15 protein-coding genes are annotated in these 13,297 nt (G+C 66.3%); 10 read left to right on the plus strand and 5 right to left on the minus strand.

Features of this window, described 5'->3' with window-relative positions:
* Window positions 1–16 precede the first annotated feature (16 nt).
* Genes ACQY8M_RS31875 through ACQY8M_RS31885 form a run of 3 tightly spaced genes read right to left on the minus strand, consistent with a single transcriptional unit; the run spans window position 17 to window position 4,003 of the window.
* Complete coding sequence (locus ACQY8M_RS31875; protein ID WP_428664743.1) at window positions 17–649, minus strand: NUDIX hydrolase; 633 nt, start codon at window positions 647–649, stop codon at window positions 17–19.
* Window positions 646–1,242 carry a class I SAM-dependent methyltransferase gene (locus tag ACQY8M_RS31880; RefSeq protein ID WP_428664746.1) on the minus strand — a complete coding sequence of 199 codons (597 nt, stop codon included), beginning with the start codon at window positions 1,240–1,242 and terminating at the stop codon, window positions 646–648. Before ACQY8M_RS31880 ends, ACQY8M_RS31875 begins: the two co-directional genes overlap by 4 nt.
* A gap of 4 nt (window positions 1,243–1,246) precedes the next feature.
* Complete coding sequence (locus ACQY8M_RS31885; protein ID WP_428664749.1) at window positions 1,247–4,003, minus strand: glycosyltransferase; 2,757 nt, start codon at window positions 4,001–4,003, stop codon at window positions 1,247–1,249.
* A gap of 196 nt (window positions 4,004–4,199) precedes the next feature.
* Here ACQY8M_RS31885 and ACQY8M_RS31890 point away from each other — a divergent pair, with 196 nt between their 5' ends.
* From ACQY8M_RS31890 to ACQY8M_RS31905, 4 genes are all read left to right on the plus strand, one after another.
* The gene (locus ACQY8M_RS31890; RefSeq protein WP_428664752.1) at window positions 4,200–5,252 is read left to right on the plus strand and encodes an alpha/beta fold hydrolase; all 1,053 of its coding nucleotides are present in this window, start codon (window positions 4,200–4,202) and stop codon (window positions 5,250–5,252) included.
* Between the two features lie 71 nt (window positions 5,253–5,323).
* Entirely contained in the window at window positions 5,324–5,557 is a 234-nt protein-coding gene (locus tag ACQY8M_RS31895) for a pilus assembly protein HicB (protein WP_428664755.1), read from the plus strand.
* A 164-nt stretch (window positions 5,558–5,721) separates the two neighbouring features.
* Window positions 5,722–6,459, plus strand: a complete 738-nt coding sequence (locus tag ACQY8M_RS31900) for a sulfite exporter TauE/SafE family protein (RefSeq protein WP_428664757.1) — start codon at window positions 5,722–5,724, stop codon at window positions 6,457–6,459.
* 8 nt (window positions 6,460–6,467) lie between these two features.
* A complete protein-coding gene (locus tag ACQY8M_RS31905; protein ID WP_428664760.1) occupies window positions 6,468–7,022 on the plus strand; it encodes a tyrosine phosphatase family protein in 555 nt (184 codons plus the stop codon).
* Here the strand turns inward: ACQY8M_RS31905 and ACQY8M_RS31910 are convergent.
* Window positions 7,004–7,738 carry an aromatic ring-hydroxylating oxygenase subunit alpha gene (locus ACQY8M_RS31910; RefSeq protein ID WP_428664763.1) on the minus strand — a complete coding sequence of 245 codons (735 nt, stop codon included), beginning with the start codon at window positions 7,736–7,738 and terminating at the stop codon, window positions 7,004–7,006. The genes ACQY8M_RS31905 and ACQY8M_RS31910 overlap by 19 nt on opposite strands.
* Before the next feature lie 160 nt (window positions 7,739–7,898).
* Between ACQY8M_RS31910 and ACQY8M_RS31915 the strand changes: the two genes are divergently transcribed.
* The 3 genes from ACQY8M_RS31915 to ACQY8M_RS31925 all read left to right on the plus strand — a co-directional run bounded on the left by ACQY8M_RS31915 (window position 7,899) and on the right by ACQY8M_RS31925 (window position 9,903).
* Window positions 7,899–8,630: a TenA family transcriptional regulator gene (locus tag ACQY8M_RS31915; RefSeq protein ID WP_428664766.1), complete on the plus strand. Its 732-nt coding sequence runs from the start codon at window positions 7,899–7,901 to the stop codon at window positions 8,628–8,630.
* Between the two features lie 203 nt (window positions 8,631–8,833).
* Window positions 8,834–9,259, plus strand: a complete 426-nt coding sequence (locus tag ACQY8M_RS31920) for a GlcG/HbpS family heme-binding protein (RefSeq protein ID WP_428664769.1) — start codon at window positions 8,834–8,836, stop codon at window positions 9,257–9,259.
* Window positions 9,256–9,903, plus strand: coding sequence for a GntR family transcriptional regulator (locus ACQY8M_RS31925; RefSeq protein WP_428664772.1), 648 nt, complete (start codon window positions 9,256–9,258; stop codon window positions 9,901–9,903). The genes ACQY8M_RS31920 and ACQY8M_RS31925 overlap by 4 nt, the downstream gene beginning before the upstream one ends.
* 84 nt (window positions 9,904–9,987) lie before the next feature.
* On the opposite strand, the gene ACQY8M_RS31930 is transcribed toward ACQY8M_RS31925, so the two are convergent.
* Window positions 9,988–10,779 carry an SDR family NAD(P)-dependent oxidoreductase gene (locus tag ACQY8M_RS31930; RefSeq protein WP_428664775.1) on the minus strand — a complete coding sequence of 264 codons (792 nt, stop codon included), beginning with the start codon at window positions 10,777–10,779 and terminating at the stop codon, window positions 9,988–9,990.
* 52 nt (window positions 10,780–10,831) lie between these two features.
* Here ACQY8M_RS31930 and ACQY8M_RS31935 point away from each other — a divergent pair, with 52 nt between their 5' ends.
* The 3 genes from ACQY8M_RS31935 to ACQY8M_RS31945 all read left to right on the plus strand — a co-directional run bounded on the left by ACQY8M_RS31935 (window position 10,832) and on the right by ACQY8M_RS31945 (window position 13,227).
* On the plus strand, window positions 10,832–11,596 hold the full coding sequence (locus tag ACQY8M_RS31935; RefSeq protein WP_428664778.1) for an SDR family NAD(P)-dependent oxidoreductase: 765 nt from the start codon (window positions 10,832–10,834) through the stop codon (window positions 11,594–11,596).
* Window positions 11,593–12,084: a hypothetical protein gene (locus ACQY8M_RS31940; RefSeq protein ID WP_428664781.1), complete on the plus strand. Its 492-nt coding sequence runs from the start codon at window positions 11,593–11,595 to the stop codon at window positions 12,082–12,084. Before ACQY8M_RS31935 ends, ACQY8M_RS31940 begins: the two co-directional genes overlap by 4 nt.
* Window positions 12,085–12,267: 183 nt before the next feature.
* Window positions 12,268–13,227, plus strand: a complete 960-nt coding sequence (locus ACQY8M_RS31945; RefSeq protein WP_428664783.1) for a D-2-hydroxyacid dehydrogenase — start codon at window positions 12,268–12,270, stop codon at window positions 13,225–13,227.
* Window positions 13,228–13,297: the final 70 nt, after the last annotated feature.

Below are 13,297 nucleotides of genomic sequence, written 5' to 3' on the forward strand. Positions count from 1 at the left end.
GTAAGGGTCGAGAAGGTCAGCGCCAGGCGAAGACGGGTTGCTCGAAGTGGTCGACTCGGGTGTCGCGGCCTGCCAAGGCGACTTCCTTGAACTGGTAGAGGACCGCGGCGGTGGGGGCATTCACCGTTGCGACGGGGAGCGGCAGGCGGATGATCGGGCGGTCGGATTCCGGGATGGCGACGATCTCGGGAGAGTCCGGGCGGAACAGCTCCGAGCAACGGATGCGATAGGCGGCGGCGACCTCGCCGGGATTGGGCTTGATCTCGATCGCGCCGCCCAGCCACACCACCACCGGCGCGATGAGGTAGCCCGAGCGCGTCGGATAGTCGTCGAGGGTGCCGAGCACGTCGTCGATCGAGGCGAGCACGCCCAATTCCTCGTGCAGCTCGCGCAACGCCGTGTGCCGGATCGTCTCGCCCGGGTCGACGCGACCGCCGGGCAGCGCCCACTGGCCGCCATGGGCGCGCAGGCGCGGCGTGCGCTTGGTCAGCAGGAACGCCGCCTCGCCCGGCACGTCGGCCTCGATCACCACGATCGCGACGGCGGCGTGGCGCAGGCTGCCCGGATCGCTGCGCCGGCGCACCTCGAAACCGTCGAGGTTTTTGGTGATCCTGGAACGCAGGGACTCGTCGAAGCGGAGCTCGGTCACGCGGCAGGCTTCCTGAACGTCCAGACCACGGCCGGGGGCACGTTGCGCCAGATGCGCCGGCCGCGGGCACCGATCAGGCGGAGGCTCGCGCGCAGCATGCGTGGCACCGGCGGCGACGGCCCGTAGGTGAATTGGACGAGCGCCGCCCCGCGCGGCAGCGTCTCGAACACGCCGTTGACGATCCCGTTCACGACCTCGGTCGGCAGCGACAGCAGCGGCAGGCCCGAGACGACGGCGGCGACCTTGTCGATCCGGTGCGTCGCCAGCAGGCGCGACAGGCGAGCGGCGTCGCCCTCGATGATCTGAGGCCCGCGAAAATGCCGGCGCAGGAAGGCGGCCAGTTCCGGATCGCGCTCGACCAGCACCAGCCGATCACTGGCGATGCCGGCGGCCAACAACGCTTTGGTCACCTCGCCGGTGCCGGCGCCAAGCTCGATCACGTGGCCCTCACGGCCCTGGATGGCGGACAGCGTCGTCTCGGCCAGGGCCTCGGCAAGCAGGCGTCCGCTCGGCACCACCGCCCCCATGGCGAGGGGGCGGCGCAACCAGCGCTTCAGGAAAAGGGCGGTGCCGGCATGTTCGGCGGTGGGCATGGTCTTATTGTGCAGGCTGCATCGCAGGCGAAGCAACCACGGGGGTGGGGGCGGTTTCGAAAACGGCCTGGGCGTGGCGCATCTGCTCAAGGGCATTGATCACCGAAACCAGGACCGCCGCCGCGTAGGGCAGCGACTGCACGACCATGAACAGCGACCACAGGCGGGCCTCGGGGTCGATCACGCCGACGTTCGCCCACAACACCAAGGCCGCGAGCCACAGCAGGATCATAAGCACCGCTTCACCGCGCGCCATGCCGAGCGCCATGCCCAGTGTCGCCCGCTCGTCCATCTTGGGTGTCCGCATGAAAGGCAGGCGGCTCGTTGCCAGGCCGTAGATGACGGCACGCCCCACCGTATAGGTGAGCGCCAGACCCGCCAACGAGGCGCCGAGGCTCTGGCGGAAGGTGCACTTCACCCTGTCGGCGTAAAGACCGAACGAATAGACCAGCTTGAAGATGAAGATGCCGATGGTCGGGATGATGAACTCGGTCGGCGGCAGGCCGACCGGTTTGAGGCCGAACAGCGGCGGCACCAGCACCGCCAGCACCCAGGCGAGCCCGGCCCAGGTGAAGATCAGGTTCAGCGCATCGGCGAACCACGGCAACCAGCCGGCGACGAAATGGTACTTCTGCCAGAAGGTCAGCCGCGTAGTGTTGGAGAACACCTTGCGGGCATGGGCCTTCATGATCTGCATGGCGCCGTAGGCCCAGCGGAAGCGCTGCTTCTTGTAGCCGGCGAAATGGTCGGGCGTCAGGCCGTGGCCGAAGCGCTCGCGGCTGTACATGGCGCCGTAGCCTTTCTCCATCAGGCGCAGGCCGAGCTCGGTGTCCTCGGTGATGCACCAGGTCGCCCAGCCGTCCATTTCCTCCATGCAGGTGCGGCGCACCAGGGTCATCGTGCCGTGTTGGATGATGGCGTCGTATTCATTGCGCAGGCACATGCCGATGTCGAAGAAACCCGCATACTCCCAGTTGAGCATTTCCTTGAAGCGGTCGCCGGTCCAGTCGCGATGGTCCTGCGGGCACTGCACATAGGCAATCTTAGCGTCGTCAAAATAGGGGATGACGCCCTTCAGCCAGTCGGGGCGCACCATATAGTCGCTGTCAATCACACCGATCACCTCGGCGTCCGGCGCGGTCTGGCTCAGCACGTAGTTGAGCGCGCCGGCCTTGAAGCCTTTCATGACGTCGAAGTGGAAGAACTTGAAGCGCTCGCCGAGTTGGGCGCAGTAGTCCTGCACGGGGCGCCACACCGCGGGGTCCTTGGTGTTGTTGTCGATGACGATGACTTCGAGGTTCGGATAGTCGACGGCGGCCAGCGATTCGATGGTCTGGATCACCATCGCCGGCGGCTCGTTGCAGATCGCGACATGGATCGAGACCTTGGGCCAATGCCGGTCAACCGGCTGGCGCGCGATCATCTCGGCCGCCGGAAGGGCCTCCCGCACCCAGCGGCGGCGCCAGATCGTCTCGACAAGCTCGAGCGCCTGGACCAGCGCCATGGCAAGGCTCAGCACGAGGAAGAAGGCCAGTACGCCCCAGCCGACCATCTCGCCGGTCACCATGTAAGTCCCGGCCGCCACCGAGGCGCCGTAGGCGACGGCGCTGGTCGACAGCACGACGAGGCCGCAGAACGCAAGTTGGCCGGCAGCCCGCAGATTCGACCAATACCAGAGGAAAACCGCCATCAGCGGCAACGCGGCGGCAACCGACCAGGCGGCATAGACCCACCACTGGGGGAAGGTCTCGATCGGGCCGGTCCATTCGAACTTCTGCTGGCGGTCGGCATTCCAGAGGCCCCAATAGCCGCCGGCCTTGCCTTCCAGATCGTAGGACTTCCATGGCTGATCGATCGCCTCGACCACGAAATACTGGATGTTTTGCGCCTTCAGCCAGGCCACCATGTCGCGAACGCTCTTGGCCTGCTCGGCCGGTGTCGCGCGCTTGATCAAACCGGTGGCCGGGCTGCGCCGTTCCGCGCCGTTCGACGGCCAGCCGACCTCGGTCACAATAATGTTCTTGTTCGGGTAGGCCTTGCGCAGCTGACCGATCTTGTCCTTGAGATAATCGAGGGGCGATTCGCTCGACTGCTCGTCCCAATAGGGCAGGATATGGACGGCAAGATAATCGACTTCCTTGGCGAGTTCCGGATAGTTCAGCCAGATATGCCACGGTTCGGAGGTGCTGACCGGCACCTTGACGTTGCGCTTGACGTTGCGGATCTCGCGGATGAGCTGGGCCGGACTCACGGCGTTGGGATCGCGCAGGTCCTTCTGGCCGTCCCAGCGCAGGATGTTCTCGTTGCCGACCAGCACCCGCTCGATGTTCGGATTCTGGTTGGCCATCCGGATCAGCGCGCGTGTCTCCTCCGCATTGACCTCGCTCGCCTCCCGGCCGAACTGCAACTTGGCTTCGTTGGCGCTGTAGATCCACGCGCCGGGGACCAGCTTGAGTCCGACCCTGGCCGCGATTTCCGGCATGTATTCGCCGCCGTCGGTAGTGCGGTAGGTGCGGACAGTGCCGACCTTGCCGGCCAGCATGGCGAAGTCGCGCTCGACCTGCTCCCGGCGCGGTTTGACCGTCGGCACCGGCTCATCGCTGATGGCGGTGCGCAGGAAGCTCATGATACTGCTCGCCTTGCCGGCGATCGGGTCCTGGTCCTTGGCCCAGGGAGCGTAGGTCACGCCCTGCAGCGGCCCTTCGACATCGGCGGCGGAGACGTGACGGTCCAGCAGTCGCCAACCGGCGACGGTCGCCATCGCTGCAAGGATCAGTACAAGCCCCAAACGGACCATAAACAAGCGATCGCTCCGGCATGCCGCCCTCGATCAACGCTCGCACTCTTGGATCGCGGTCGCCTGTCATCTGCGGACGAAACCTTCGTCGCGAGGACCATACCGGATCGACTCGAGCGGCGAGCCGAAAACCATGCGGCGGCCAAGGCAATCTATAGCGATGGTCCGTGAGTCGGTAAAGAGTCGGCGCGCGATCGTGGCCAAAATGTCAAAATCGCGCTGCATGACAGTCACCGATCAACGTTCTCCCGCTCCAGCCAACGTCCCGTCCGAGGTCATCGGAACTTATCGCGCCGCCGATCGTTATGCGCGGCTGCCGTCGAGCGGGGGTACCATGCTGCGATACGCGCTCTGGAATCCGTCCGGAACCCCGCGTGGCACGGTGGTGGTGTTGACCGGCCGCGGCGAGTTCATCGAGAAGTATGCGTCAGAGGTGATCGGCGAACTGCTGCAGCGCGGCTTTGCCGTCGCCGCACTGGACTGGCGGGGCCAGGGGTTGAGTGACCGCCCCCTGCCCGAGCACGATGCCGGCCACATCGATAGCTTCGGCACCTACATCGCCGATCTGAAACTGTTCCTCGACACGATCGTGGCACCAGATGCCGCGCAGCCGGTCATCGCCCTATGCCATTCGATGGGCGGCCACATCGTCCTGCGCTACCTGGCCGAGCACGGCCGCGGCCCTTTTGCGGCAGCGACGATCGTCTCGCCCATGACGGGCCTGCACCGCGAGCTGTTCCTGCGCTCGATGCTGATACTGATGCCCGAGATCGCGTCGATGGACCATCGCTACCTGTTCGGCACCGGGCCCTTCCTGTTCCTGGCACGCGACTTCGCGGCCAACTTCGTCACCCACGACGAGCGCCGCTACCGCTGGACGGAGGCCTGGTTCGGGGCCGAACGGCGCCTGTCGTTGGGCGGACCGACCGTCGGCTGGGCGCGCCAGGCGGCACGATCCATGACGGCGTCGCTAGCGCCGGGGTATCTCGAACGGATCGACCTGCCGATCCTCCTACTCACCGCCGGCCAGGACCAGATCGTCGATCCGGCAAGCCACGGCCCGGTCGCCGCGCGCCTCCGCCTCGTCGAGCACGTCACCATCGCCGAGGCCAAGCACGAGATCATGATGGAAACCGACGACATCCGTGCCCGCTTCTGGGAGGTGTTCGACAGGTTTACGAAGAACATTCTCCGCTACTCAGACTCAAACTAGACATCCCATGGGATGCCTGGCCGCCACAACTACGTGATGCCGTGCGGTCATTCGACCGGCATCAACAGAATATGACCACGAGCAAGGCAACTTACCCACTCAAGATTCCTGTTGCCATCAAGGCCGCAGCAGCCAGGCTCGCAAAGGAGGACGGCGTTTCCTTGAACCAGTGGATTGCGGCGGTGGCGGAGAAGGTCGCCGCGGTCGAAACTGCGGCAGGCTTCTCCAAGCGCCGTGCAGGCAAGGCCAAGCCAGCCGATCTTCTCTGGTTTCTCGAGCGCGCTCCGGAGTGTCCCCGCCCATGACGACAAGAAGCGGTAAGTCGGCGCATTGCCCGCATGTCGCATAGTAGAACGATCAACGATGAGGAGCGACGCTGGCCCTAGCCTGCACGTGCAGGCCCGATTGAATCGAATATCGCCAAGGCCTATCCCCGCTACGTGAAGCAAGTCTCTCCCAAATCCGCGTGATGTCCCAGTTGCAAATCTTGGTGATCGCCGTGGCGTTCATCGTCGCCGGCTTCGCCAAGGGTGCGATCGGCATGGGCATGCCGCCGATCGCCATCGGGCTGCTGAGCTTCGCGCTGCCGCTCGACAGCGCGATCGCCATCATGGTGCTGCCGACGATGTTCACCAACGTCTGGCAGGCGATCTACGGCGGCCGCTTCGTCGTGCTGATGCGGCGCTTCGCGCCGATGGCGTTCGCCGCGATGGTCGCCATTGCGCTCGCCGCGGCGGTCTTCGGCCGGATTGGCTCGCCGCGCGCGGCGGCCTGGGTCGGCGTGATCCTCGTCCTCTATTCCCTGCTGGCGCTGACACCGTGGCGGCCGCATGTGCCGCGCCGGATCGAATGGTGGGCCAACCCGCTGGTCGGCGTGGCCAGCGGCCTCGTGGCCGGAATCACCGGCGTCGCCGCGGTGCCCTTCCTGCCCTACATGCAGTCGCTGGAGATGAACCGGCACGAGCTGGTGCAGGCGCTCGGCATCATGTTCCTGTTCATCATCGGCATGCTGGCCGTCGTTCTGGCTTGGCAAGGCGCCTATCACCTCACCAACCTCGCCAGCAGCGTCGCCGCCATCGCCCCGACCATGGCCGGTGTCTGGCTGGGCCAGCACGCCCGTCGGCGGCTGTCGGCCGAGACATTCCGCAAGGCGTTCATCTTCGGCATGTTCGCCGTCGGCCTGCACATGGCGCGCGGCCTGTTGTAGAACAACGCATGCCCCTGCCCGACCACAAGCTCATCATCTGTGGCATCCCCGAGCTGCCGCACCACGCCATGCTGGGCGTCAGCCACGTGCTGTCGATCATCGACACGCATGAGCCCCGCCCGCCGGCACTCGACGAGTTCTACGACATCGACCACGAGCTGATCCGGTTCGACGACGTGGTCGCCGAGTATCCCGGCTACGAGGCCTGCGCGCCGCACCATATCGAGCGGCTGCTCGATTTCGGCGAACGGGCGCACGCCAGGGCGGGCAGCCACATGCTGATCCATTGCCATGCCGGCATCTCGCGCTCGCAGGCAGCGGCGGGAATCCTTATGTGCCAGCATGCGCCGGGCCGGGAAGAAGAATCGTTCCTGCGTCTGCTCGAGCTGCGCAAGCACGGTTGGCCCAACACCCGCATGGTCGAGTTCGCCGACCAGCTCCTGAAGCGCGAGGGTGCGCTGCTGCGTGGTCTGCAGGCCTATCGCGTCGCGCTGATCGCCGCCAAGCCGCACCTCCGGGACGTTATCCGCAATATCGGCCGCGGTCACGAACTGCCGGAGTAGGCCTCGTCCAGCGCTTTGTGAAACCGGGCCAGCAGCGCATTGCCTTGCGCCGGCATGCCGGCAGCGCGCTCGAGCTGGAGCCGTTCGCATGCCTCTTTCGCGACCGCCGCCTGGAGTTTCTGCGTCTCGAGGGCGCCACCGAACACGTGGCTGAACAGCCTGGTGCGCAGGAAGGTGTGCGGCACGACCTGCTCGACGAGCACGACCGGTCCTGACCGGCGCACCGCCATCAGCGGCCAGAACCAGGCGAACTCGGGTTCGCCGGCACCCTGCCCGACCAGCAGATGCTCGACGCAAACCTTCCAGTTGCAGGCGATATCGGTGACGATCGTACCGCCGTAGGGCTGGCCGGGATCGAGCGGGAAGACGCCGGTCGACACGGGGCCAACCGAAAAGAACACCAGACCGTTGAGCACACGCACCGGCAGCGACTGCAGGTCGTTGGCACCGGGTGCCGGATCGACCGGCGCGACCGGCGGCGGCGCGGCGAGAAACCTGCCCTGCAGATCGTAGGTCCAGCCGTGGAAACGACAGCGAAAGCTCTCGCAGGTCCCGGGCACCGTGCCGACCACCGGCATGTTCTGGTGCCGGCAGGCGTTGCGCAGCACGCGCACCGCGCCCTCCTTGTCGCGCGTCGCGACGACGCTCCATCCACCTACGGAGAGCGGCAGGAAATCACCCGGTTGCGCGATCTGGCCATCGGCGCAAAGCGGCAACCACCCGATAGCGAAGACGGCGCGCTTCTCGATCTGGAAGGCATCGCCCTGTGTATAGTCAGTTGTTTGTATACGGTTCTCCCTCTCTATTCATACAATTTGACGAATATAGCCATTCTTGTATACAATTTTATCCAACAACGGCAAAAAGGAGGTCGCCATGGCTAAGAGTGCGTTCCGCTTGGCTCTCGAAGAGGCCATCGAGCAGCGCCATTCGGCGGTGCATCCGTGGAGCGATGCCTGGACATCCGGCAAGCTCGACCGCCGCCTGCTCGGCGAATGGGTCAAGCAGCACTATCACTATGTCAGCCACTTCGCGGAGTGGGTGGCGGCGGTCTACGCCACCTGCCCGCACCAGGAGGTGCAGCACTTCCTGCTCGAGAACGTCACCGAGGAAGAAGGCTTGGTCGGCATGCATGGCGCCGCGCCGGTGCGCCATTCCGACCTGCTGCTGGAATTCGGCGAGGTCTGCGGCAAGAGCCGTGGCGAGGTCCTGAACGCGCAGGTGAACGGCGAGCTGCTGGCCGAGACGCTGGGCCTGCAAAGCTGGTGCACGGTGCAGTCGCGCAAGCCGTTCGTCGAGGCGTTGTCGGGCCTGCTGATCGGGTTGGAGAGCCAGGTCCCACGCATCTACAGCAAGACCACGCCGCCGCTGCTCGAGAAGTACGGCTTCAGCGAGGACGAGGTGACCTTCTTCACGATCCATATCGCCGCCGACATCGAGCATGGCGAGAAGGGCTACGAGATCGTCGAGAAATACGCCACGACCGACGAGCAGCGCGCCGCCTGCGTCCGCAACGTGCGCGAGGCGACGATGATGCGCCGGCTCTATCTCGACGGCGTGTACCGCACGTTCGTGCAGAAGCCCGTCGAGCAGAAGCTCGCGGCCTAAGAACGATCCAGAAGGCGCACTAGACAGCCTTACTCCCCTCCCCCGCTTCGCGGGGGAGGTGGCGCCGTCTCACGGCGTCGGAGGGGGCGTGACGCACCATCTCCGCCTCCCTCCCCCTCCGTCAGCGTAAGACGCTGACACCTCCCCCGCGGAGCGGGGGAGGCAGCCTAAAGAAGCGTTTCTCGAGAAGAGCTCATCCCCCCATGCACACCTACAAGACCCTCACCCTCGCCGAGGCGCATCTGATGCTCGACGCGGCGCAAAAGAAGGCGGAGGAGCTCGGCGTGCCGGAGGTCCTGTGCGTCGCCGACAATGCCGGCTACCCGATCGCGCTGCGCCGGCTCGACGGCGGCAAGATCACCAGCGTGCAGATCGCGATGAACAAGGCGTTCACCGCGGCGGGCCATCGCAAGCGTACCGACAACTACAAGAACTCGCTGCCCGGCGAGGAGGCGTTCGGCATCTGGACCCAGCATGGCGGCCGCTTCACCGTGTTCGTCGGCGGCTTCCCGATCGTCGTCGACGGCCAGTGCGTCGGCGGCATCGGCGCCTCGGGCGGCAACGGCGAGCAGGACATCGCCTGCTGCGAGGCCGGCATCGCCGCCTTCATGGCGACGCTCGGAAAATGAGCGGACGCGCGTCTCTTTCGAAAGTCGTCAGCGAGCAGATCCGCGGCCGTATCCTCGACGGCTCGCTGAAGCCCGGCGAGCGGCTGGTCGAGGACCGGCTGTCGGCCGAGCTCGGCGTGTCGCGGGTCCCGGTGCGCGAGGCGTTGCGCGGCCTCTCGGCGGAAGGACTCGTGACCATCCTGCCCCGCCGCGGGGCGACAGTCGTGGAAGTCACGCCGGAAGACGTCGCCGAGCTGGTCGAGGTCCGCGCGCTGCTCGAAGGGCTGAATGCGCGGCTGGCGGCGCAGCGACACGATCCGCAGATCGTCGCCCAGTTGCAGGCTACGCTGGAGCGCGGCAACCAGGCCGCCCAAACGGGCACGCCCGAAGGGCTGGCGCGCCTCAACGCCGAGTTCCACGAACGTCTGGCCGAAGCCAGCCGCAATTCGGTACTGGCCGAGGTGATGCGCGGCCTGCGCGAGCGCACCTCGATCGCCTTCGCCATCAACGGCCGCGCCCGCGCACGCGAGGACTGGCAGGAGCATGCCGGCGTCCTCGCCGCCGTGATCGCGGGCGATGCCGAGCTGGCCGCCCTGCTCGCCACGCGCCACGTCCAGAACGCCGCCGCAGCCTTCGCAGCCTCAATGAAGAAGCGCGCCGCGTAGGGCGCATTCAGACTCATCGGAGCGCGCCACTCCAGTTGCGCTCGGACTCATGAGCGCCACTGGAGTGGCGCGCTCCAATGAAGCTTACCGTCCCTTCATCGGCAGGCCGCCGAGATGGGTGCCGGCATCGACGATCAGGAACTCGCCGGTGATGTTGCTGGCGCTGGTCAGGAAGAAGATCACCGCCTCGGCCATCTGCTCGGGCGTGCCGGCCTGGCGCAGCGGCGTGGTCTGCTCCTGTGCCTCGCGCAGCTTCTCGTAGTTTTCCTGGCCGAGGGCGCCGAGCAGCCAGCGCGTCTGGATGAAACCCGGGCACACCGTATTGACCCGCACCGCCGGCCCGAACCAGCGTGCCAGCGACAGGGTCAGTGTGTTGAGCGCGCCCTTCGACGCGGCGTAGGGGATCGAGGTGCCCACGCCCATGACGCCGGCGATCGACGAGATGTTGACGATCGAGCCGCGCTCCTGGCTGTCATCCCACTGCTTCTTCATCGTCGGATAGACGGCACGGCTCATCATGTAGGGGCCGGTGACATTGACCCGCAGGATGCGGTCGAAATCCTCGGCGCTGACGCCGTCGAGATCGCCCTGGCTCTGGAACTTGGTGGTGCCGGCGTTGTTGACCAGGCCGTCGATGCGGCCCCACTTCTTCATGGTCTCGGCGGCGAGCTTCCTGCAATCGGCGTCCTGGCCCATGTCGGCCTGCACGAGGATCGCCTCGACGCCCTTGCCCTTGACCTTCTCGTAGGTCTCGTCGGCTTCCTTCTTCGACTTGGTGTAATTGATCGCGACGTTCCAGCCGCGTTCCGCGAGATCGACCGCGCAGGCAGCTCCCAGCCCCGTCGCCGATCCGGTTACGATTGCCACCTTGGCCATGTCTCTCCTCCCGATAGGTTGCGGCGCGATTCATAGGCTAGGATAAGGTCCCATGGCAGACCTCTTTTCTCTCAAGAACCGCATCGCGCTGGTGACCGGCGCCTCGCGCGGCCTCGGCCGCGACATGGCCGTCACCCTCGCCGGAGCCGGCGCCACGGTGCTGTGCGCCGGCCGCGCCGCCAAAGACCTCGACACCACGGTCAAGACGATCACGCGCAAGAAGGGCAAGGCGGCGGCGGTGATCCTCGACGTCACCGACGAGGACAGCGTGCAGCGCCAAGTCCGCGCCCTCGTGCGCAAATACCGCCGCATCGACATCCTGGTGAACAACGCCGGTGTCATCCATCGCGACAACATCGTCGACACCGCGACGCCCGATTACCGCAAGGTGATCGAAACCGACCTGATCGGGCCGTTCGCGCTTTCGCGCGAGGTCGGCCGCCACATGCTCGAGCGGCAGTACGGCCGGATCGTCAACATCTCCTCGATCATGGCGGTGCTCGGCCGCGGTTCGGTTGCGGGCTACGTCTCCGCCAAGCACGGCATGACCGGCCTGACCAAGAACCTCGCCGCCGAGTTCGGCCCGCACGTCACTGCCAACGCGATCGCACCGGGCTACATCCGAACCGAGCTCAATGTGCCGCTGCAGCAAGACAAGAAATTCTGCGCCATGCTGGAGCAGCGCACCGCGGCCCACCGCTGGGGCACGCCGGCCGACCTGCGCGGCGCGCTGCTGCTGCTGGCATCCGATGCCGGCGCCTACATCACCGGCCACACGCTGGTGGTCGATGGCGGCATGACCACCATCCTCGCGTGAACATCACCGGCCTGCCGCGCTGGGCGATCCTGCTGTTTGGCGCGGGATTGCTGCTCTTCGGGCTCGCCGTCTCCCAAGGCTGGATCCACGACCCCTCGCTCGCCAAGTCGGACTATGTCGGCACGATCGACGTCTCCGCCGATGATGCCAAGCTCTACCGCGCGGTGCCGTTCGAATGGCAGGTGATCAGCCCGGCCGGCAGCTTCAAGGGCAACGATACCGCCCATGTGCGCGTCGACCCGTCGGGCGAGCGCGCCGTGCTGTGCGGCTGGCTGCTGCTCGACAAGGGCGGCACCTCGATCCGCGCGACGCGCTGGCTGACCGAGGCGCGGCTCAAGGTCGGCGACATCAAGGTCTCCGCGATATTTATCGCTCCCGCCGACAAGGGACCGGGCGACGGCCTCAACGCCGGCTGCGCCCGGCTGTTCGACGACAAGCCGGCGGTCGATGCGCCGCTCTCGCTCGAAGGCAGCCCGGTGAAGGAGTGAGCTGTCGCCGCGCACCGAATCCCGAAGTGGACGCAAGTGATTGAAACCGCGCACATTCGGGTTCCCTGATGTCGTCCTGAGCGACGCGAAGGACCTTGCGCTTCGCCCAAAGAACACCGCTGGAATTGGCGCCAGATCCTTCGCTGCGCTCAGGATGACAAGATAGATAGGAGCCCGTTCCCTGTGACCAACCGTGCCCACGTCCTGCTCTGGACCGACAACACCGCCGCCTATCTCGACGCGATCAAGGCCGCCGGCCTCGCCGATCGCGTCGCCGTCGACACCTTGCCACGGAAGGAGAAGCCGTCAGCCGATCAGCTCGCGCGCACCGAGGCGCTGATGGCGCCGGGAGTGCCGCCCGGCCTGCTGCCGACCATGCCCAAGTTGCGCTGGGCGCAGGCGATGACGGCAGGAGTCGAAGGCTGGCTCGCCTTGCCCGACCTGCCGCCCAAGCTCGACCTCACCTGCGCGCGCGGCACGCACACCGAATCGATGCCGGAGAACATCATCGCCTCGCTGTTCTACGTCGCCAAGCCGCTGGCCGTGGCGGCGGCGAACAAGCAGGCCGGCAAATGGGTGCACACCGTGGCGCAGCCGCTGACCGGCAAGACGCTGGGCATCCTCGGGCTCGGCGCGATCGGCCAGGAGGTGGCACGCATGGCCTCGGCCTTCGGCATGAAGGTGATCGGCACCAAGCGCCGGCCCGAGCCGATGGCGCATGTCGACGAAATGCTGCCCGCCGAACGGACCGACGAGGTGCTGGCGCGGTCCGACTATCTGCTGCTCCTGCTGCCGGCGACGCCGGCGACCGACAACTTCATCAATGCGGAGCGGCTGGCAAAGATGAAGCCAACGGCATGGCTGCTGAACTTCGGCCGCGGCCATCTCATCAAGGACGACGACCTCATCGCGGCGGTGAACGACAAGAAGATCGCCGGCGCCGTGCTCGACGTCTTCCGCCAGGAGCCGCTGCCGGCCGAGCATCCGTTCTGGAAGACCGACGGCATCCTGGTGCTGCCGCACATCGGCGGCCCACACCCGCAACGCGACCGCTTCGTCGCCAGGCTCTTCGTCGACAATCTCGGCCGGTTCCTCGAGGGCGCGCCCCTGAAAGAGGTCGTCGACCGCACGGCGGGGTATTAGAGACAACCCCTCTTCTGCTCACAGTCCGGAAGGGCGTAACGCGATCCGCAACTTGTGGACGCCCTACCCG

Origin of the sequence: Reyranella sp. (genome assembly GCF_965279465.1) — a bacterium.
Lineage (GTDB): Bacteria > Pseudomonadota > Alphaproteobacteria > Reyranellales > Reyranellaceae > Reyranella.